The sequence below is a fragment of the Achromobacter sp. NCFB-sbj8-Ac1-l genome, assembly GCF_052695805.1.
Genome location: NZ_CP199812.1, coordinates 1,032,317 through 1,049,964, shown reverse-complemented (window position 1 = coordinate 1,049,964; position 17,648 = coordinate 1,032,317). Strand labels below are relative to the sequence as shown.

The window sequence follows — 17,648 nt, the reverse complement described above, 5'->3', positions numbered from 1 at the left end:
GGCCGGGTCCGTCGGCCCGCCCCTTCCCCGTTTTTCCATCCCGACCTGAAGCGAGAAAGGCGTACGCGCCCCACTCCCGTCCCTCACCATGAAAATCGAAACCGCCCTGCTTTCGGTGTCCGACAAGACCGGCATCGTTGAATTTGCCCGCGCGCTGGCCGCGCGTGGCGTGCGCCTGCTGTCCACCGGCGGCACCGCCAAGCTGCTGGCCGAGTCCGGCCTGACCGTCACCGAAGTGGCCGCCCACACTGGCTCGCCCGAGATCCTGGACGGCCGCGTCAAGACGCTGCACCCGAAGATCCACGGTGGCCTCCTGGCCCGCCGCGACAGCGCCGAGCACCTGGACACCATCAAGGCAGCGGGCATCGATCGCATCGACATGCTGGTGGTCAACCTGTACCCGTTCCGCGAAACGGTGGCCAAGCCGGACTGCACCTTCGCCGACGCGGTCGAGAACATCGACATCGGCGGCCCGGCGATGCTGCGCGCCGCCGCCAAGAACCACGGCACCGAAGCCGGTGGCGTGACGGTCGTGATCGACCCGGTGGACTATTCGCGCGTGCTGGCCGAAATGGACAAGGGCGGTTCCACCTCGTATGGCCTGCGCCTGGCGCTGGCTGCCAAGGTGTACGCCCACACCGCGGCCTACGACGGCGCCATCGCCGCCTACCTGACCAGCCTGACCGACGCCGAGCCCGCGCAGGACGCCGTGCCCGCCCGCCAGGAATGGCCGGGCACGCTGACCCTGCAGGTCAAGCAGCAACAGGCGCTGCGCTATGGCGAAAACCCCCACCAGACCGCCGCGTTCTACGTCGACGCGCAGCGTTCCGCCGGGCTCCTGGGCAACTACCGCCAGTTGCAAGGCAAGGAACTCTCGTACAACAACATCGCCGACGCCGATGCCGCCTGGGAATGTGCGCGCAGCTTCGAGGCGCCGGCCTGCGTCATCGTCAAGCACGCCAACCCCTGCGGCGTCGCCGTGGCGGCCGACACGCTGGGCGCCTACCAGCAAGCCTTCAAGACCGACCCGACGTCGGCCTTTGGCGGCATCATCGCCTTCAACCGTCCGGTGGACGCCGCCACGGCCGAAGCCGTCAGCGCGCAGTTCCTGGAAGTGCTGCTGGCGCCGGCCTATGACGGCGCCGCGCTGGCCATCCTGGCCGCCAAGAAGAACGTGCGCGTGCTGGAAGTGCCGATGGGCACGGGCCAGAACGCCTTCGACGTCAAGCGCGTCGGCGGCGGCTGGCTGGTGCAGACCCCGGATGCCTACAACGTGCCGCGCGAGGCGCTGAAGGTGGTATCCAAGCGCCAGCCCACCGAACAGGAAATGAACGACCTGGCGTTCGCCTGGAAGGTCGCCAAGTACGTCAAGTCCAACGCCATCGTGTTCGTGGGCGGCGGCATGACGCTGGGCGTGGGTGCCGGCCAGATGAGCCGCATCGACTCGGCCCGCATTGCCTCGATCAAGGCGGAAAACGCCGGCCTGACCCTGAAGGGCTCGGCCGTGGCGTCGGACGCGTTCTTCCCGTTCCGCGACGGCCTGGACGTCGTCGTGGCGGCAGGCGCGACCTGCGTGATCCAGCCCGGCGGCAGCATGCGTGACGATGAAGTCATCGCCGCCGCCGACGAGCACGGCATCGCCATGGTGCTGACCGGCACCCGCCACTTCCGCCACTGATGCGCGTCCTCGGCATCGATCCCGGCCTGCGCCGCACCGGTTTCGGTGTGATCGATGCCGACGGCTCGCGGCTGCGCTACGTGGCCAGCGGGACCATCGTGGTTCCGCCGGCACTTACGCTGTCCGAACGCCTGAAGGTCATCCTGGACAACCTGCGCCAGGTGGCCCGCGACACGCAACCCGACGTGGCCGCGCTGGAAATCGTCTTCCTGAACACCAATCCCGCATCCACCCTGCTGCTGGGCCAGGCCCGCGGCGCGGCGCTGTGTGCGCTGGCCGACAGCTCGCTGGTGGTGCACGAGTACACCGCGCTGCAGATCAAGAAGGCGGTGGTGGGTACCGGGCGCGCGGCCAAGGAGCAGGTGCAGATGATGGTGCAGCACCTCCTGGCGCTGGACGGCACCCCCGCCCCCGACTCTGCCGACGCGCTGGCCTGCGCCATCTGCCACGCCCACGTGGGGCCGCTGCAAGACAAGCTCGAGCGCCTGGGCACCAGCCTGCGCATGAGCGGCAAGACCCGCATCCGCAACGGCCGCCTGATCGGCTGAGCGCCGCCCCGGCGCCCACGCGCCACGCGGACCCGTATAGAATCCCGGCATTCGCCGCGGCTTTCGCGGCCCCCTCTTCTGCCAGGCCATCGCCCCATGATCGGACGCATCACCGGAACCCTGATCGAAAAACTGCCGCCCACCGTCTGTGTGGACGTCAACGGTCTGGGCTATGACATCGACGTGCCCATGAGCACGCTGTACTCGCTGCCGGAAACCGGCGCGCGCGTCACGCTGTACACGCACCTGACGGTGCGCGAAGACGCCCACATCCTCTATGGCTTCGCCACCGCTGGCGAGCGCAGCGCCTTCCGCGAACTGATCAAGGTCAGCGGCATCGGCGCGCGCACGGCCCTGTCGGTGCTGTCGGGCCTGTCGGTGGCCGACCTGGCCCAGGCCATTACCTTGCAGGAATCGGGCCGCCTGACCCGCGTGCCGGGCATCGGCAAGAAAACCGCTGAACGCCTGCTGCTGGAAATGCGCGGCAAGCTGGGCGCGGACATCGGCGCTGCCTCGCACGCCACGCCGGACAACCAGTCCGACATCCTGAACGCGCTCCTGGCGCTGGGCTATTCCGAGAAAGAATCGCTGGCCGCCCTGAAGACGCTGCCCGAAGGCGTGGGCGTGTCGGACGGCATCAAGCAGGCCTTGAAGTCGCTGGTACGCTGAGCGACCGCGCCGGGCAGGCCGCCAGCTAGCGCACGGGCGCCAGGTAACCCGGTGCCACCGCTTCCAGGCCGGTGGGCACCACGTTCAGTTCAGGCGCGATCGGCCCGATACAGATATTGTCGCGGCGCAGGGAATCCAGGTTGTCGCGCGACATCAAGGGCCTGCCGGGCAGACATTCGAACAGCAGCGCCTGCAAGCGCCCGACGCCCATCGGCACGCCGATGACCGGGCGCGGATGGCCGCCCCAGGCGGCGCACAGGCGGGCGATCTCGCCCATGGTGTAGACCTGCGGGCCACCCAGTTCGTAAGCCTTGCCGCAGGTGTGCGTGTTGCCCAGCGCAGTGACCATGGCCGACACCACGTCACCGACGTACACCGGCTGCATGCGCGCCTGCGCGCCGGCCAGCGGCAGCACCGGCAGCCAGCGCGCCAGCCGCGCGAACATATTGGTGAAATTGTCGTCGGGTCCGAATACGACCGACGGGCGGAATATCGTCCAGCCGCCCTCGCGCCAGCCGGCCAGTTCTTTCTGGATGGCGGCCTCGCCGTCGCCCTTGGAGCGCTGGTACATGCTGGCGCCATCGGAATCGGCACCCAACGCGCTGACGTGCAGCAGGCGCCGCGCGCCCTGGCGGCGGCAGGCCCGTGCGATGCGCTGCGGCAGATGCACGTGGGCCTGGGCAAAATCCGAACCGTAAGGGCGGCCCGGATTGCCGTGCAGGATACCCACCAGGTTCACCACGGCGTCACAGCCGCGCACGAGACTGTCGAGCGCGGCGTCGTCGTGCACGTTGCTGTCGAGCAAAGTGACGGTGGGCAGTAGCTGGAGATCTCGCCCCAGGCCATAGCGACGGGTGGGCACCAGGATCTGGTGCTGCGCGCCGGACAGCCGGGCGATGAGGTGACGGCCGATGAAGCCGGTGCCGCCGATGACAAGGATACGCATGGAGCAGCCCCTGTTCTTCAGGATTCAAGCCCGATTCTGCCCTGCGCGGGCCGAGGCCGCAAGCACGCAAACGGCGGTCCGGGCCGCGCGACCGCCCCGGCCCCTGTAGGGCGGTCAGCCCGCCAGCAACTTGCCGTAGGCCGGAAGGTCGACGTTGCCGCCGCTGATGATGACACCGACGCGCGCCCCACGCACGGGCACCACGTTCTGCAACACGGCCGCGGCCGCCAGGCAGCCCGTGGGCTCGACCACCATTTTCATGCGTTCGGCGAAGAATTTCATGGTGGTCACCAACTGGTCATCCGTGACCGTGACGATATCGCGCACGTATTTCTGGATCAGCGGAAAAGTCAGGTGGCCCAGGTGGGTGGTGGCGGCACCGTCAGCCAGCGTCTTGGGCGCCTGAATTCGGACGATTTCACCTTTGCGCAGCGATTGCTGGCCATCGTTGCCGGCCTCGGGCTCGACGCCGTAGACCAGGCATCGCGGGCTGAGCGCGAACGCCGACAAGGCCGAACCGGACAGCAGGCCGCCTCCGCCCAGGCAGACGAAGAGGTAGTCCAGTTCGCCGACTTCCTCGAACAGCTCCTTGGCGGCCGTGCCCTGGCCGGCGATGACGTCTTCGTGGTCGTAGGGCGGGATCAGCGTGGCGCCGGTCTCGGCCTGGATACGGCGGGCGATGTCTTCGCGGTCTTCGGTGTAGCGGTCGTAGGTGACGATATGGCCGCCGTAGCCTTCGGTGGCGGCGCGCTTGGCCGCTGGAGCGTCCAGCGGCATGATGATGGTGGCCTTGACGCCCTGCAGCTTGGAGGCCAGGGCAATCGCCTGCGCATGGTTGCCCGACGAGAACGTGACCACGCCCGCTGCGCGTTGTTCAGGGGTCAGGCGCGCGATCGCGTTGAAGCCGCCCCGGAACTTGAACGCCCCCATGCGCTGGAAATTCTCGCACTTGAAGAACAGCGAGGCACCGGCGATGGCGTCGGCCGTGGTCGAAGTGAGCACGGGCGTGCGGTGCGCGTTGCCGGCCAGGCGTTCGCTGGCGCGGACGACATCGTCGAAAGAGGGCAGTTCGGGCAGCATGGAAACAGTCCTTTGATCGCGGAGAGAGTCGGAATCGAAACCCTCGGATCATAAACCCGCGGCGGCATTCGCGCCGCCGCCCTGCCCGTCCGGTTACTTGCCGAACAGCTCGCCGCTGCCGCTGGCCGCGCCAGGCGGCGGCGTCAGCCCCAGGTGGCGCCAGGTGGTCAACGTGGCCGTGCGGCCGCGCGGCGTGCGTTGCAGGTAGCCGTGCTGGATCAGGTAGGGCTCGATCACGTCTTCGATGGTGTCGCGCTCTTCGCCGATGGCCGCCGCCAGGCTGTCCACGCCCACGGGGCCGCCGTCGAACTTGTGGATGATGGCTTCGAGCAGCTTGCGGTCCATCAGGTCCAGGCCTTGCGGGTCGACTTCGAGCATGGCCAGGGCGCGACCGGCGACGTCGGCGTCGATGGTGCCGCTGGCCTTGACCTCGGCGTAGTCGCGCACGCGGCGCAGCAGGCGGTTGGCGATACGCGGCGTGCCGCGGGCGCGGCGCGCGACTTCGGCGGCGCCGTCGGGCGTGATGCCCGCGTTGAGCAGGCCGGCGCTGCGGGTCACGATGTGGCCCAGGTCGGTGGCGTTGTAGAACTCGAGCCGCGACACGATGCCGAAGCGGTCGCGCAGCGGGTTGGTCAGCATGCCGGCGCGAGTGGTGGCGCCGACCAGCGTGAAGGGCTGCAGGTCCAGCTTGACGCTGCGCGCGGCCGGGCCCTCGCCGATCAGGATGTCGATCTGGAAATCTTCCAGCGCGGGGTAGAGGATTTCCTCGACCACGGGCGACAGGCGGTGGATTTCGTCGATGAAGAGAACGTCGTTCTTTTCCAGGTTGGTCAAGAGCGCGGCCAGGTCGCCCGGGCGCTCGAGCACGGGGCCGGAAGTCTGGCGCAACTGCACGCCCATTTCATGCGCGATGATGTGGGCCAGCGTGGTCTTGCCCAGGCCCGGGGGACCAAACAGCAGTACGTGGTCCAGCGCTTCGCCGCGCTTGCGGGCGGCGGCGATGAAGATTTCAAGCTGTTCGCGGGCGCGCTGCTGGCCGACGTACTCTTGCAGCGCCTTGGGCCGCAGGGCGCGCTCGATCGATTCCTCGTTGGGCGACACCGGCTGGGGCGCCACGATGCGAGGGGCGTCGGGTCGGGAAGAGAGCGAATCGGACTGGATGGCCATGGTGCGGAAAAACGGGATGCGAAGCAGGATGCTGCATCGTACCGTAATGACCGCCCCCGAGACCGGCCTGCCTGAAAAACAGGCCCTAGCCCCCTTCGGCCACCGGCAGCTTGACCCGCACGCACAAGCCGCCGGATTCGGCCTGCAACAGCTCGAGCGAACCGCCATGGGCGCGGGCGATGGCTTCGGCCAGGGCCAGGCCCAGGCCGACGCTGCCGGTACGGGTCCGGGCATCGTCCAGCCGGCTGAAAGGCCTCAGCGCCTCCAGGCGGCGTTCGGGCACGATGCCCGGGCCATGGTCAGATACATCCAGCACCGCGTAGCCGTCTTCGCGCCGCAGGCTGACGTCCACAGGCGGCGCGCCGTGGTTCAGGGCGTTGCCGATCAGGTTGTCCAGCAGGCGGCCCAACGCCACGGCGTCGCCCTGCACCACCAGCGCGGCGTCGTCGCCGATGGTCTTGAGGTGGATGTCGGTGCCGGCGCCCTGCCAGGCGTTGACGCGTTCGGTGAGCCAGTCGGGCAGCACCATCGAGGCATAGCGATAGGCTGCCGGATCGGTGCCGCGCACGAAGCCGATGAACTGGTCGACCATGTGCTGCATGTCCTGCAGGTCGGTGCGCAGCCCTTCCTTCAGCGCGGAATCGTCGGCCAGCTCGATGCGCAGCCACATGCGCGACAGCGGGCCCTTCAGGTCATGCGGCAGGCCCGACAGCAGGGTGCGCCGTACCGAGTCGGACTCGGCCAGCGCGTCGAGCATGGCGTTGAAACGCTCGCCCAGCACCCGGGTTTCGTGGGGGCCGGAGGGTTCCACCCGTTGCGGCTGGCCGGCGGCCAGGCGGTCGGCGGCGTCGGCCAGCCGGGTGATGGGCCGGGTGATATGCCACGAGAACCCCACCGCCAGCAACAGCAGCAGCCCCAGCCCGCCGAGCCAGGCGGCGATGAAGGGCGTGGCCACCGGCGGATCCAGGCGGTCCAGCGGGATGACCAGCCATTCGCGCAGGCGCGGTGCATCTTCGCTGGCCGGATTGGGCGCCAGCGAAATGAAGATTTCCGGCGTGGGGCCGCGCGACAGCGCCACCCGGGTGCCGTCGTTCAGGCGTTCGTTGAGCTGCTGCACCAGCGCCCGCAGGTCGCGGCGCACGTCGTCAGGCTCGGGCTTGTAGCGGCGCACGTGTTCTTCGCGCTCACGTTCGCGTTCACGCTGATCGTGGCCGTTTTCGACCTCGCGCTCGTCGACCCGCATGTCGGGCGGGGGCGGCGGCCCCTGGATCTGGGCAGATGGCGCCGGCGGCGGGGGCGGCGGACGAGGGGTGGAACGCGGGGGCGGCCGACGACCATTGAAGCGCTGCAGCTTGGCTTCGGCAGGCAGCACCCGCGACCACAGGCGCCACTGATTCTGCGAGGCGGCCCGCACGAAGTCGGCGCGCTCCTCGGCCGGCACCTGCGACACGGCGGCACGCAGGGTGCGGATGGTGGTGGTGATGTAGCCGATGGCCACATCTTCCATGAACTTGTGCCGGAAGTAGGACACCGTGACCAGCGTGGCCGCCTGCGTCAGCAGCACGGACCCGAGGATCAGCAGGATCAGCCGCGCGCGCAGCGACCGCGGCACCAGGAAACCGGGGGACAGGCGCATCAGGGCGAAAACCGGTAGCCGATGCCCCAGACGGTCTGGATCCAGCGGGGTTGCTTGGGATCGTCTTCGATGACGCGGCGCAGGCGCAGGATTGCGATGTCGATGGCGCGGTCGTTGCGTTCGCCCGCGTCGTCATCCCGCGCCAGCGCCAGCAGGCGTTCGCGCGACAGCGGCTTGCCGGCGTTGCGCACCAGGGCTTCGAGCAGGTTGATTTCACCACCGGTGAGCTTGACCACGGTGCCCTCGCGCGACAGCTGGCGGGTGGAGGGATCGAACAGGAACGGGCCGAACGAGACGGGCGCGTCCTTGGTCAGGGCCGACGGGCCGCGCTTGCGCCGCAGGACGGCTTCGATGCGGGCCAGCAGCTCACGCGGGTCGAACGGCTTGCCCACGTAGTCGTCGGCGCCGGCTTCCAGGCCGATGATGCGGTCGACAGCCTCGTCGCGGGCGGTCAAGAGGATGACGGGGATGTCTTCGCCCTGCTCGCGCAGGCGGCGGCAGGCGTCGGCGCCATCGCCGCCGGGCAGCATGCGATCCAGCACCAGCAAGTCAGGGGCATAGCGGGTGATGCGCGACGGCAGGTCGCTGGCATCGGGCGCCAGCAGCGTGTCGTAGCCGTGACGGTTCAGGTAGTCGGCCAGCAACTGACGCAGGGCCGGATCGTCATCGACGACCAGCAGCTTGGTATGAGGATTGTCCATGGTTGCCATAGTGGAGCCGTCCGCGCCCCGGAGCAAGGGGCAGGAAATCATCTGAAATATACCTGTTGCACGATGTTTGCCCCCGTTGGCGACGGGTTGGCGCCGGGTTGGCCCTTGGCCTGCAACTGGCCCTAAAATGATCGGCAATGCCCGCATTTCCTGGTCCGGTTTACTAATAATCGTTTACAGATGCGGCAGCGTCCCCTTTCTACACTGTCGTTATGGTCGCCCCTGCAATCTGGCGCAGACGGCTGTTGCACGCGGCGTTGACGGCAGGCTTGGCCTGCCCGTTCATCCCGGCGTTCGGCGGCACGCCCGCAGCCCCCTCTTCCCCGGTTCCCGCCTATGTGGCGCGCGGCATTGGCGTGCTCTCGCCGGTGCAGCCGCTGCCCGTGCGGCCCGCGCCGTCGATCGAATCCCGGGCGGTGCCGCTGGACCCGACTCCCTGCGACCTGCAATCCGCCGAGCCCGCCATGGACACCAGCGTGGTGGGCGCGAGCGACACCGACCCGATACCGGGGACAGGCTCGACGCTGTCGGGCGAAGCCCCCCCCGCGACGCTGGGCTGCGGCACGGCGCAGGCCGCCGCCCCGGCCGCCGATCCCCCCGAATACACCTTTGACCTGCAAAGCGGGGACATACCAAGCGGCCCGGTGGTCGTGGTGTCCGGCGTCTCGCGCCCCAGCCGCCCGTGGTTTGCCTCCGTCAGCGGGCAGGACGGCCTGCGCTACGGTGGCGACCGCAACTGGGTCTACAAGAACACCTCCGGCCCGACGGTCGCCGTCGGCAACATCAGCGCCAATGCCCCGGCCTGGGGCAGCAGCGCGCCGGTGGGCGGGCTGCAGATCTCGAATTCGCTGGGCTCGGGCAGCACCCTGCCGGCCGGCAGCTTCGGCTACTCGTCTTCGCTGGGCAAGCTGAACCGCATGGATCCGTCCGCCACCTCCGGCGCGGTCGACTATGGCGCGTCGGTGGGCAGCGGCACGGTGCGTTACGGCTTGACGCCCGTGCTGACGCTGGAAGGCCAGATGCAAAGCGCCCCGTCCCTGACCACCCGCGGCATGGGCACGACCTACGCGGCGGGCGACTACGGCACCTTCCAGGCGGGCGCCACCCAAAGCTCGTACGACGCATCCAGCGCCTGGCGCTACCGCTTCGGCTACAACGTGGACGTGGCCGACGCCGTCAACCTGGGCTACACCAACGAGCAGATCGGCGCCGGCTATGGCGACCTGTCCAATTATTCAGGCGGCGTGGCCTCGGCGCCGCAAACCCGCAACACCCTGTCGGCGGGCGTGCCGATCACCGGCTGGGGCACGCTCAGCGGCACCTATTCGGGGCTGCACGAAGGGTCGGCGCTGGCCGAGCAGCGCGTGGGGCTGTCGCACAGCATGTTCGTCGCGCCCAAGGTCAAGCTGGCCGTCGGCGCCGACCGCGACATCATTTCCGGCAATTACGAGTGGCGCGCCAACCTCAGCATGCCGGTCGACACCTTCATGCGCGGCACCTGGCTCAGCTGGTGAGGCGGCCTGTCCAGCGGACAGAAATATCCCGGCTGGACCGGCCATCCGAATTTGCGGCTTAAAATCCCCGCCATGATGCTCACGGCCTATCCCCATGTCTGACGCGCGCGCCCTAGGTGTCCTGCAGCGCGTTTTCGGTTACGAATCCTTCCGCGGCGACCAAGAAGCCATTGTCCAGCAAGTCATCGACGGCGGTGACGCGCTGGTCCTGATGCCCACGGGCGGCGGCAAGTCGCTCTGTTATCAGATTCCGTCCCTGGTGCGCGAAGGCACCGGCATCATCGTGTCGCCGCTGATCGCGCTGATGCAGGACCAGGTCGACGCCCTGACCGAACTGGGCGTACGCGCCGCGTTCCTGAATTCCACCCAGGATTGGCGGGTGGCGCGCGACGTCGAAGAAGCCTTCGTGGCCGGCGAGCTCGATATGCTCTACGTCGCCCCCGAACGGCTGCTGACCGACCGCTGCCTGCAACTGCTCGACCGCGGCAACATCGCGCTGTTCGCCATCGACGAAGCCCACTGCGTGTCGCAATGGGGCCACGATTTCCGGCCGGAATACCTGGGCCTGTCGATGCTGCACGAACGCTGGCCCGACGTGCCGCGTATCGCGCTGACCGCGACCGCCACGGCCGAGACCCGCACCGAGATCGCCCACCGCCTGTCGCTGGACGACGCCCACCACTTCGTTTCCAGTTTCGACCGCCCCAACATCCGCTACCGCATCGTCGAAAAGAACGAAGTGCGCAAGCAGTTGCTGGACATGATCCGCACCGAGCACGAAGGCGAATCCGGCGTGGTGTACGCCCTGTCGCGCGCCCGGGTCGAGGAAACCGCCGAATTCCTTTGCAACCAGGGCATCGATGCGATGCCTTACCACGCCGGGCTCAGCGCCCAGGTGCGGGCCGCCAACCAGTCGCGCTTCCTGCGCGAGGATGGCGTGGTCATGGTGGCCACCATCGCGTTCGGCATGGGCATCGACAAGCCCGACGTGCGCTTCGTGGCCCACATCGACCTGCCCAAGTCGGTCGAAGGCTACTACCAGGAAACCGGCCGCGCCGGCCGCGACGGCCTGCCCGCCACGGCCTGGCTGGCCTATGGCCTGCAAGACGTGGTGCAGCAGCGCCGCATGATCGACGAATCCCCCGGCGACGAATCCTACCGCCGCCGGCTGGGCCAGCAGCTGGACGCCATGCTGGGCCTGTGCGAAACCGTGGAATGCCGCCGGGTACGGCTGCTGGCGTATTTCGGCCAGCAGATCACCGCCTGCGGCAATTGCGACGTCTGCCTGGACCCGCCCCAGGCCTGGGACGGCACCGTGGCCGCGCAAAAGGTGCTGTCGGCCGTGTACCGGTTATGGAAGGAACGCGGCCAGCGATACGGCGCCGGCCACATCATCGACATCCTGCGCGGCAAGGTCACCGACCGCACTCGCCAGCACGGCCACGAAACGCTGAGCGTGTTCGGCGTGGGCGAAGACCTGAGCGACACCGCCTGGCGCGGCGTGCTGCGTCAATTGCTGGCGCAGGGCCTGCTCACGGTCGACAACGAAGGTTTCGGCACCCTGGCCCTGACCGAAGGCAGCCGCGCCGTCCTCAAGGGCGAGCGCCAGCTGATGCTGCGGCGCGAATCCGAAAAGAAGGCGCGTTCCAGCAAGTCCGGCGGCACCCGCCCCAAGGCCGCGGCCGTGGACCTGCCGGCCGAACTGCAACCGGTATTCGAAGCGCTGCGCGCCTGGCGCGGCGAAGTGGCCAAGAGCCACGGTGTGCCCGCCTACGTGATCTTCCACGACGCCACGCTGCGGGAAATCGCGTTGGCCCAGCCCGAATCGATGGACGCCCTGAGCCACATCAGCGGCGTGGGCGCGCGCAAGCTGGAAGCCTACGGCGAAGAAATCCTGCAACGGGTGGCGCGGCCGGTGCTGTAGCGCTTGCCATGCCAGCGGCGGCGCCGTGCGACAGCGCCCCGCGGATGCCCCGGCGCAATCTTGCGCGACGCGCCGGGCCCGTCTGTCAGGGTGACGGCGGCGGCAGCAGCGGCACGGGCGCGCGCTCTTTGCCGAACACCGAGCGGTAGGCCAGGATGTTGAACACCAGCACCACCGGAATGCCCACCACCGCGCCCGCCATCACCAGCCGCATCGAACCGAGCGCACCGGCGCCGTCCCACAAGGTCATGTCGTCCAGGATCAGGTAGGGGAACAGGCTGTAGGCCAGGCCGCTGAGCATCAGCAGGAACAGGGCCACGCACAGCACGAATGGCAGCCAGCTGAAGCGGTCGGCACGGCCCGGCAGGCGGGCCAGCAGCATTTCGGCCGCCACGAAGCCGGCCAGCATCAGCACCCAGACCGTGGCCGCCACGCTCAGGTGGGCGATATTGCTCCATTTATAGAAGATGCCGGCATTGGCCAGGCCCAGCGTGACGGCGATGGCGACCATGCCGACCGCGGTCCAGCGGATCGCGTGGCGCGCCCAGTTGGCCGCGCGGCGCTGCAGATCGCCGTCGACCCGCATGACCAGCCACGAAGCGCCCAGCAGCACGTAGGCCGCCACCGCGCACAGGCCGACGAACAGCGCGAACCAGCCATAGCCGGCGTCGGACTGGTAGCCGGTGGCGATGCGCCCCAGCAGCATGCCCTGGCCAAAGGCGGTGATGAGCGAACCGGCCCAGAACGCGAAGATCCAGCGCGGCTTGGCCTCGGTGCGGGCGCGGATGCGGAATTCGAACGCCACGCTGCGCAGCACCACGCCCAGCACCATGAAGGTCAGCGGCCCGTAGAGCTTGCCCAGCACCGCGCCCCAGGCAAACGGGAACGCCGACGCAAACAGGCCCATGCCCAGCAGCAGCCAGAATTCATTGGCATCGCGCCAGGGGCTGAGCAGGCTCATCATGCGGCCGCGCTCTTGCTCGGGCGCCAGTTGCAGCAGGATGCCCACGCCCAGGTCGAAACCGTCGAGCACCATGCCGGCGGCAATGACGACGAACAGCAGGCCCATGAATGCCAGCGGCATCCAGAAGGACGGATCTTCGGGGCTGAGGCCCTGCGAGGCGGCCAGCATGGCGATCATGGCGTGCCTCCGGCCAGTTTGCGCACGGGCACCACGCCGTAGCGGGCCGCGTGGAACAGCATGCCGGCAAAGGCCGCCAGCAGCAGCGCGTACAGCAGGCCATAACCCACCAGGCCGTAGAGCACGGTGCTGGACGACACTGCGCCCAGCACTTCGGATTGCGTGACGGTGCCGTTCACGGCAAAGGGCTGCAGGCCGATGACCGACACCCACCAGCTGGCCACGACGGCAATGCCGCCCGAAAACATCATGCCGCACAGCACCCGTTGCCACCCTTGCGGCAGAACGGCCACGTCCAGACCACGGCGCCAGGTCCAGAGAAAGGTGATCCAGGACACCGCCAGCATCAACAGGCCCAGCCCGGCTGCCACCCGCAGCGACCAGAAGGTCAGCGCCACCGGCGGCAGCATGCCGGAATACTTGTCCAGGCCCTGGTAGGTGCCGTCTTCATTGCGGTGCAGCCACATGCCGCCCGCGTTGCGCAGGGTCCAGTCGGCCACGTTGGTGTGGGCTCGGGCGTCCGGCCAGCCGAACAGCACCAGGCGCGGCTCGGCACTGCTTTCCCAATAGCCGGCGGCGGCGGCCGCCTTGGCGGGCTGGTATTGGGCCACCATCTGCCCGGCGCCCATGGCCACCGGGACCTGCAGCACGGCGGCCAGCGCGGCGATGGCCAGCCCGGTCTTGAAAGTGCAGCGTTCGCCGTCGTCCAGCGGACGGCGCAGCGCCTGCAGCGCGGTCACGCCCATCATCAGGAAGGCCGCCGCCAGCGCCGACCCCACGACCACGACGCCCATGCGCCAGCCGACGGACGGATTGAGCACCACGGCCACCCAGTCGTAGACCTGGTAGCGGCCATCGACCAGGACGGCGCCGTCGGGCGTCTGCATCCAGGATTGCAGGGCCAGCACCCAGAACAGCGCGACCAACTGGCCCACCGCCACCATCAGCACCGCCAGGGTGTGGGCGCCATCGGACACACGGCGCTGGCCGAACAGCATCACGCCCAGAAAGCAGGACTTGAGGATGAAGACGGACAGGATGCCGTAGCCCAGCAAGGGGCCGGCGATGTTGCCGATCTTGTCCATCAGGCCTGCCCACAGGCTGCCCAGCTGGATCAGCACCGGCACGCAGGCGGCCAGGGTGAGGACGAAGGACAGGGCGAAGATGCGGACCCAGAAGCGGTAGGCGGCCGTCCAGCCGCCCTGCCCGGACACGCGGGCGCGAATCTTGAAGAACAGCAGGACCCAGGCAAGCGCCAGGGCCACGGCGAGGAACAACGCCAGGAAGCTCAGGCTGGCCACGAATTGCACGCGGGCCAAAGATAGGGTGGAAATATCCATGATGGCCCGTAGTGTAGAGCCAGTTACATGACGATGGGGGACAGTTTGAAACCGCTTGCGCCCCCCCTGGAAATGGCCCTTCTCAGGAACGTGGCAAAATTGACGCTTTGTCGCTGCTTTTTCCTATTCTTTCAAGAATGACCTCCGCCACGACGCCGACCCCCGCTGCATCCAATTTCCTGCTCAACATCGTCGAAGACGACCTGCAAGCCAACCGCTTCCAGGGTAAGCGTTGGGCCGGCAAGCCTGGCCCGGCGGCCGTGCAGCAGCAGGGCGAGCCCGATCCGGCCCGCATCCGCACGCGCTTTCCGCCGGAGCCCAACGGCTACCTGCACATCGGCCACGCCAAGAGCATCTGCGTGAATTTCGGGCTGGCCCGCGATTTCGGCGGCGTCTGTCACCTGCGTTTCGACGACACCAACCCCGAGAAAGAAGACCAGGAATACGTCGACGCCATCATCGAGGCTGTGCACTGGCTGGGTTTCGACTGGAAGGCCGATGGCCGCGACAACCTGTATTTCGCCAGCGACTACTTCGGCTATATGTATGAGTTCGCCGAAGCCCTGGTCGAGGCCGGCCACGCCTATGTGGACGAGCAAAGCCCCGACGAGATCCGCGCCAACCGCGGCACCCTGACCGAACCCGGCACCGACTCGCCCTGGCGCAACCGCCCGGCCGCCGAGTCCATCACGCTGCTGCGCGAAATGCGCGACGGCAAGCACCCGGACGGCAGCCTGGTGCTGCGCGCCAAGATCAACATGGCGTCGCCCAACATCAACCTGCGCGACCCGGTCATGTACCGCGTGCGCCACGCCACCCACCACCGCACGGGCAACCAATGGTGCATCTACCCGATGTACAGCTGGGCGCACCCGGTGGAAGATGCGCTGGAAGGCATCACGCACAGCGTCTGCACGCTGGAATTCGAAGACCAGCGCCCGTTCTACGACTGGATCCTGACGCGCCTGGCCGAGCTGGGCAAGCTGGCCCAGCCGCTGCCGCACCAATACGAATTCGCCCGCCTGAACCTGAGCTACGTGGTCACCAGCAAGCGCAAGCTGCTGCAACTGGTGCGCGAAGGCCATGTGGACGGCTGGGACGATCCCCGCATGCCGACCATCTTCGGCCTGCGCCGGCGCGGCTACACGCCGGCCTCGATCCGCCTGTTCTGCGACCGCACGGCCGTGTCGAAGTCGGATTCGCGCATCGACTACAGCCTGCTGGAGCAGGCGGTGCGTGACGATCTGGACCCCATCGCCCCGCGTTCGGTGGCCGTGCTGGACCCGATCAAGCTGGTGATCACCAATTACCCGGAAGGCCAGACCGAAGTCTGCACGGCGCCGCGCAATCCGCACGATCCCGAGGCGGGCGTGCGCGAATTCCCGCTGTCGCGCGAGCTGTGGATCGAGCGCGACGACTTCCGCGAGGAAGCGCCGAAGAAATACTTCCGCCTGTTCCCGGGCAATACGGTGCGCCTGAAGTACGGCTATGTGGTGCGCTGCACGGGCTTCACGAAGAACGAGGCGGGCGAGGTGGTCGAAGTGCAGGCCGAGTACCTGCCGGAAACCAAGAGCGGTACGCCTGGTGCGGACAGCGTGAAGGTCAAGGGCAATATCACCTGGGTGAGCGCGGCCCATGCGGTGCCGGCGCAGATCCACCTGTACGACCGGTTGTTTGCGGATGCGCGGCCGGATGGCGGCGACAAGGATTTTCTGGCTTGCCTGAATCCGAATTCCAAGCAGACCGTGACGGCCTGGCTGGAGCCGGGGACCTTGGCGGTTCCGGGGGCGACCTGGCAGTTCGAGCGGCTGGGGTACTTCACGGCGGACTTGAAAGAGTCTTCAGTGGAGAAGCCGGTGCTGAATCGGGTGGTGACCCTCAGGGATTCTTGGGGCCAAGCCTAGTCACTGGCTTGCTTTCGAGGAAGGCGCCTTTTCAGGGCGCCTTTTTCATGGGTCGGGGGGGGCCGCGGCCTGCGATGGGCGCGACCAATTGGGCATGGCATCCCCTCCCCGGCGTTTCAACAGATGGAACCCGCCGAGGCCACCCGTAAACCGGGCGGTTTTTACCCTTGGCCGATCGATTGAACGGCCCCGGGGCGGGTTATCATCCCCGACATTGCGCAGCCGGTCGCATGCGCCCCTTTCGGGCGCCCAGAACCGCCAGCCCCACTCAAGATGAACACTGAATCCCTAGCCCTGGACTTCAAGAGCGCCACCCTGTATGCCATCCGGGTGGTCCTGCACAGCGCCGACCCCGAACGCCTGAACGCCGCGCTGGCCAAGCGCATGGCCGATGCCGGCAGCTTCTTCGAGAACGAACCCGTGGTCATCGACGCCAGCCGCGTCGAGGAAAACATCGATTGGACCGCCCTGGTCGCGGCCCTGCGCGGGCACAACCTGCCCCCCATTGGCGTAGTCGCCGAAGGCGCCAACCTGGCCGCGGCCCGCGCCGCGGGCCTGACGCCCGTGGAACTGTCCACGCCCGCCGCGCGCCCCGTACCGGTGGTGGACACCGCGCCGCCCAACGACGTCGCCACGCCGGTGCCCTCGGTGCCGGCGGCCGCGGTCGAGATTGCCGCCGCCCCCACCCCGACCGATGCCTCCGCGGACAAGGCCGCCGACAAACCGGCCGATGCGGCCACCGCCAAGTCCAGCGAACCCCTGCCCGAGCGCGCCGCCAGCAGCACCACGTCGGCGCCCAGCCCGACGCCGGCCGCGCCGCAATCGTCGTCGGCCCTGGTCATCACCAAGCCGCTGCGTTCCGGCCAGCGCGTCTATGCGCGCCACACCGACCTGGTCGTGATCGGCATGGTCAGCCAAGGTGCCGAAGTCATCGCCGACGGCAACGTGCATGTGTACGGACCGCTGCGCGGCAAGGCCATGGCCGGTGCGCGCGGCGATACGTCGGCGCGCATTTTCACCACGCACCTGGATGCGGAGCTGCTCGCCGTGGCCGGCGTGTACCGGGTAGTGGAAGACAAGCTTGACCGGTCGCTGCAGAACCAGCCCGCCTTGGTGCGCCTGGATGGGGACACGCTGCGCATCGAGGCCCTGAAAGCCTGAAAGGTGAGGCCCCTACGCCGCGCCCGCTATGCGAGCCAGCTGCCCCCCCAAGGGGGCCTTCCTTGGGCGGCCCGGCGGAAGAAGGCTTTTTCAAGCCACACTACGCCCCGCGCTGCGGGCCCACGGCAACTCGGAAAGCGGTACCCGGTCTCAACACATTCTGTAAGAAGCCTTACATGGGCTTTTTGCTTTACGATAACGCGATTTATTCGAACATAAGGGTTTGATCG

Annotated in this window: 14 protein-coding genes; 7 read left to right on the top strand and 7 right to left on the bottom strand. The window is 68.2% G+C overall.

The window, feature by feature from the left end; genetic code table 11:
- The first annotated feature begins 88 nt into the window (after positions 1–88).
- The 3 genes from purH to ruvA all read left to right on the top strand — a co-directional run bounded on the left by purH (position 89) and on the right by ruvA (position 2,895).
- Positions 89–1,678 (top strand): bifunctional phosphoribosylaminoimidazolecarboxamide formyltransferase/IMP cyclohydrolase, encoded by a 1,590-nt coding sequence (gene purH, locus ACUDP5_RS04890; protein WP_263914718.1) that lies wholly within the window; start codon positions 89–91, stop codon positions 1,676–1,678.
- Positions 1,678–2,226, top strand: a complete 549-nt coding sequence (gene ruvC / locus ACUDP5_RS04885) for a crossover junction endodeoxyribonuclease RuvC (protein ID WP_263914719.1) — start codon at positions 1,678–1,680, stop codon at positions 2,224–2,226. The genes purH and ruvC overlap by 1 nt, the downstream gene beginning before the upstream one ends.
- Before the next feature lie 96 nt (positions 2,227–2,322).
- Positions 2,323–2,895, top strand: coding sequence for a Holliday junction branch migration protein RuvA (gene ruvA / locus ACUDP5_RS04880; RefSeq protein WP_025136819.1), 573 nt, complete (start codon positions 2,323–2,325; stop codon positions 2,893–2,895).
- 25 nt (positions 2,896–2,920) lie between these two features.
- Here the strand turns inward: ruvA and ACUDP5_RS04875 are convergent, their stop codons facing one another.
- The 5 genes from ACUDP5_RS04875 to ACUDP5_RS04855 form a co-directional block, all read right to left on the bottom strand.
- Positions 2,921–3,841, bottom strand: a complete 921-nt coding sequence (locus tag ACUDP5_RS04875) for a complex I NDUFA9 subunit family protein (RefSeq protein WP_445658268.1) — start codon at positions 3,839–3,841, stop codon at positions 2,921–2,923.
- A 114-nt stretch (positions 3,842–3,955) separates the two neighbouring features.
- Entirely contained in the window at positions 3,956–4,921 is a 966-nt protein-coding gene (locus ACUDP5_RS04870; RefSeq protein ID WP_263914721.1) for a threo-3-hydroxy-L-aspartate ammonia-lyase, read from the bottom strand.
- A gap of 93 nt (positions 4,922–5,014) precedes the next feature.
- On the bottom strand, positions 5,015–6,088 hold the full coding sequence (ruvB, locus tag ACUDP5_RS04865) for a Holliday junction branch migration DNA helicase RuvB (RefSeq protein ID WP_263914722.1): 1,074 nt from the start codon (positions 6,086–6,088) through the stop codon (positions 5,015–5,017).
- An 85-nt stretch (positions 6,089–6,173) separates the two neighbouring features.
- Positions 6,174–7,724 (bottom strand): sensor histidine kinase, encoded by a 1,551-nt coding sequence (locus ACUDP5_RS04860; protein WP_445658267.1) that lies wholly within the window; start codon positions 7,722–7,724, stop codon positions 6,174–6,176.
- Positions 7,724–8,425, bottom strand: a complete 702-nt coding sequence (locus ACUDP5_RS04855) for a response regulator (RefSeq protein ID WP_263914724.1) — start codon at positions 8,423–8,425, stop codon at positions 7,724–7,726. The genes ACUDP5_RS04860 and ACUDP5_RS04855 overlap by 1 nt, the downstream gene beginning before the upstream one ends.
- A 254-nt stretch (positions 8,426–8,679) precedes the next feature.
- Between ACUDP5_RS04855 and ACUDP5_RS04850 the strand changes: the two genes are divergently transcribed.
- Positions 8,680–9,948, top strand: a complete 1,269-nt coding sequence (locus tag ACUDP5_RS04850; protein WP_445658266.1) for a fimbrial protein — start codon at positions 8,680–8,682, stop codon at positions 9,946–9,948.
- A gap of 94 nt (positions 9,949–10,042) precedes the next feature.
- Entirely contained in the window at positions 10,043–11,872 is a 1,830-nt protein-coding gene (gene recQ, locus ACUDP5_RS04845) for a DNA helicase RecQ (RefSeq protein ID WP_445658265.1), read from the top strand.
- Between the two features lie 85 nt (positions 11,873–11,957).
- Here recQ and ACUDP5_RS04840 read toward each other — a convergent pair whose 3' ends face one another.
- Entirely contained in the window at positions 11,958–13,013 is a 1,056-nt protein-coding gene (locus tag ACUDP5_RS04840; RefSeq protein WP_263914727.1) for a cytochrome d ubiquinol oxidase subunit II, read from the bottom strand.
- Positions 13,010–14,353 carry a cytochrome ubiquinol oxidase subunit I gene (locus tag ACUDP5_RS04835; RefSeq protein WP_263914728.1) on the bottom strand — a complete coding sequence of 448 codons (1,344 nt, stop codon included), beginning with the start codon at positions 14,351–14,353 and terminating at the stop codon, positions 13,010–13,012. Before ACUDP5_RS04835 ends, ACUDP5_RS04840 begins: the two co-directional genes overlap by 4 nt.
- A gap of 137 nt (positions 14,354–14,490) precedes the next feature.
- Here ACUDP5_RS04835 and ACUDP5_RS04830 point away from each other — a divergent pair, with 137 nt between their 5' ends.
- Both ACUDP5_RS04830 and minC read left to right on the top strand, forming a co-directional pair.
- The gene (locus ACUDP5_RS04830; protein ID WP_445658264.1) at positions 14,491–16,257 is read left to right on the top strand and encodes a glutamine--tRNA ligase/YqeY domain fusion protein; all 1,767 of its coding nucleotides are present in this window, start codon (positions 14,491–14,493) and stop codon (positions 16,255–16,257) included.
- Between the two features lie 273 nt (positions 16,258–16,530).
- Positions 16,531–17,418 carry a septum site-determining protein MinC gene (gene minC, locus ACUDP5_RS04825; protein WP_445658263.1) on the top strand — a complete coding sequence of 296 codons (888 nt, stop codon included), beginning with the start codon at positions 16,531–16,533 and terminating at the stop codon, positions 17,416–17,418.
- The last annotated feature ends 230 nt before the right edge of the window (positions 17,419–17,648 follow it).

Coding starts and splice junctions, on each gene's coding strand:
- purH (WP_263914718.1), top strand. CDS start 89: ATGAAAATCGAAACCGCCCTGCTTTCGGTGTCCGACAAGACCGGCATC.
- ruvC (WP_263914719.1), top strand. CDS start 1,678: ATGCGCGTCCTCGGCATCGATCCCGGCCTGCGCCGCACCGGTTTCGGT.
- ruvA (WP_025136819.1), top strand. CDS start 2,323: ATGATCGGACGCATCACCGGAACCCTGATCGAAAAACTGCCGCCCACC.
- ACUDP5_RS04875 (WP_445658268.1), bottom strand. CDS start 3,841: ATGCGTATCCTTGTCATCGGCGGCACCGGCTTCATCGGCCGTCACCTC.
- ACUDP5_RS04870 (WP_263914721.1), bottom strand. CDS start 4,921: ATGCTGCCCGAACTGCCCTCTTTCGACGATGTCGTCCGCGCCAGCGAA.
- ruvB (WP_263914722.1), bottom strand. CDS start 6,088: ATGGCCATCCAGTCCGATTCGCTCTCTTCCCGACCCGACGCCCCTCGC.
- ACUDP5_RS04860 (WP_445658267.1), bottom strand. CDS start 7,724: ATGCGCCTGTCCCCCGGTTTCCTGGTGCCGCGGTCGCTGCGCGCGCGG.
- ACUDP5_RS04855 (WP_263914724.1), bottom strand. CDS start 8,425: ATGGACAATCCTCATACCAAGCTGCTGGTCGTCGATGACGATCCGGCC.
- recQ (WP_445658265.1), top strand. CDS start 10,043: ATGTCTGACGCGCGCGCCCTAGGTGTCCTGCAGCGCGTTTTCGGTTAC.
- ACUDP5_RS04840 (WP_263914727.1), bottom strand. CDS start 13,013: ATGATCGCCATGCTGGCCGCCTCGCAGGGCCTCAGCCCCGAAGATCCG.
- ACUDP5_RS04835 (WP_263914728.1), bottom strand. CDS start 14,353: ATGGATATTTCCACCCTATCTTTGGCCCGCGTGCAATTCGTGGCCAGC.
- ACUDP5_RS04830 (WP_445658264.1), top strand. CDS start 14,491: ATGACCTCCGCCACGACGCCGACCCCCGCTGCATCCAATTTCCTGCTC.
- minC (WP_445658263.1), top strand. CDS start 16,531: ATGAACACTGAATCCCTAGCCCTGGACTTCAAGAGCGCCACCCTGTAT.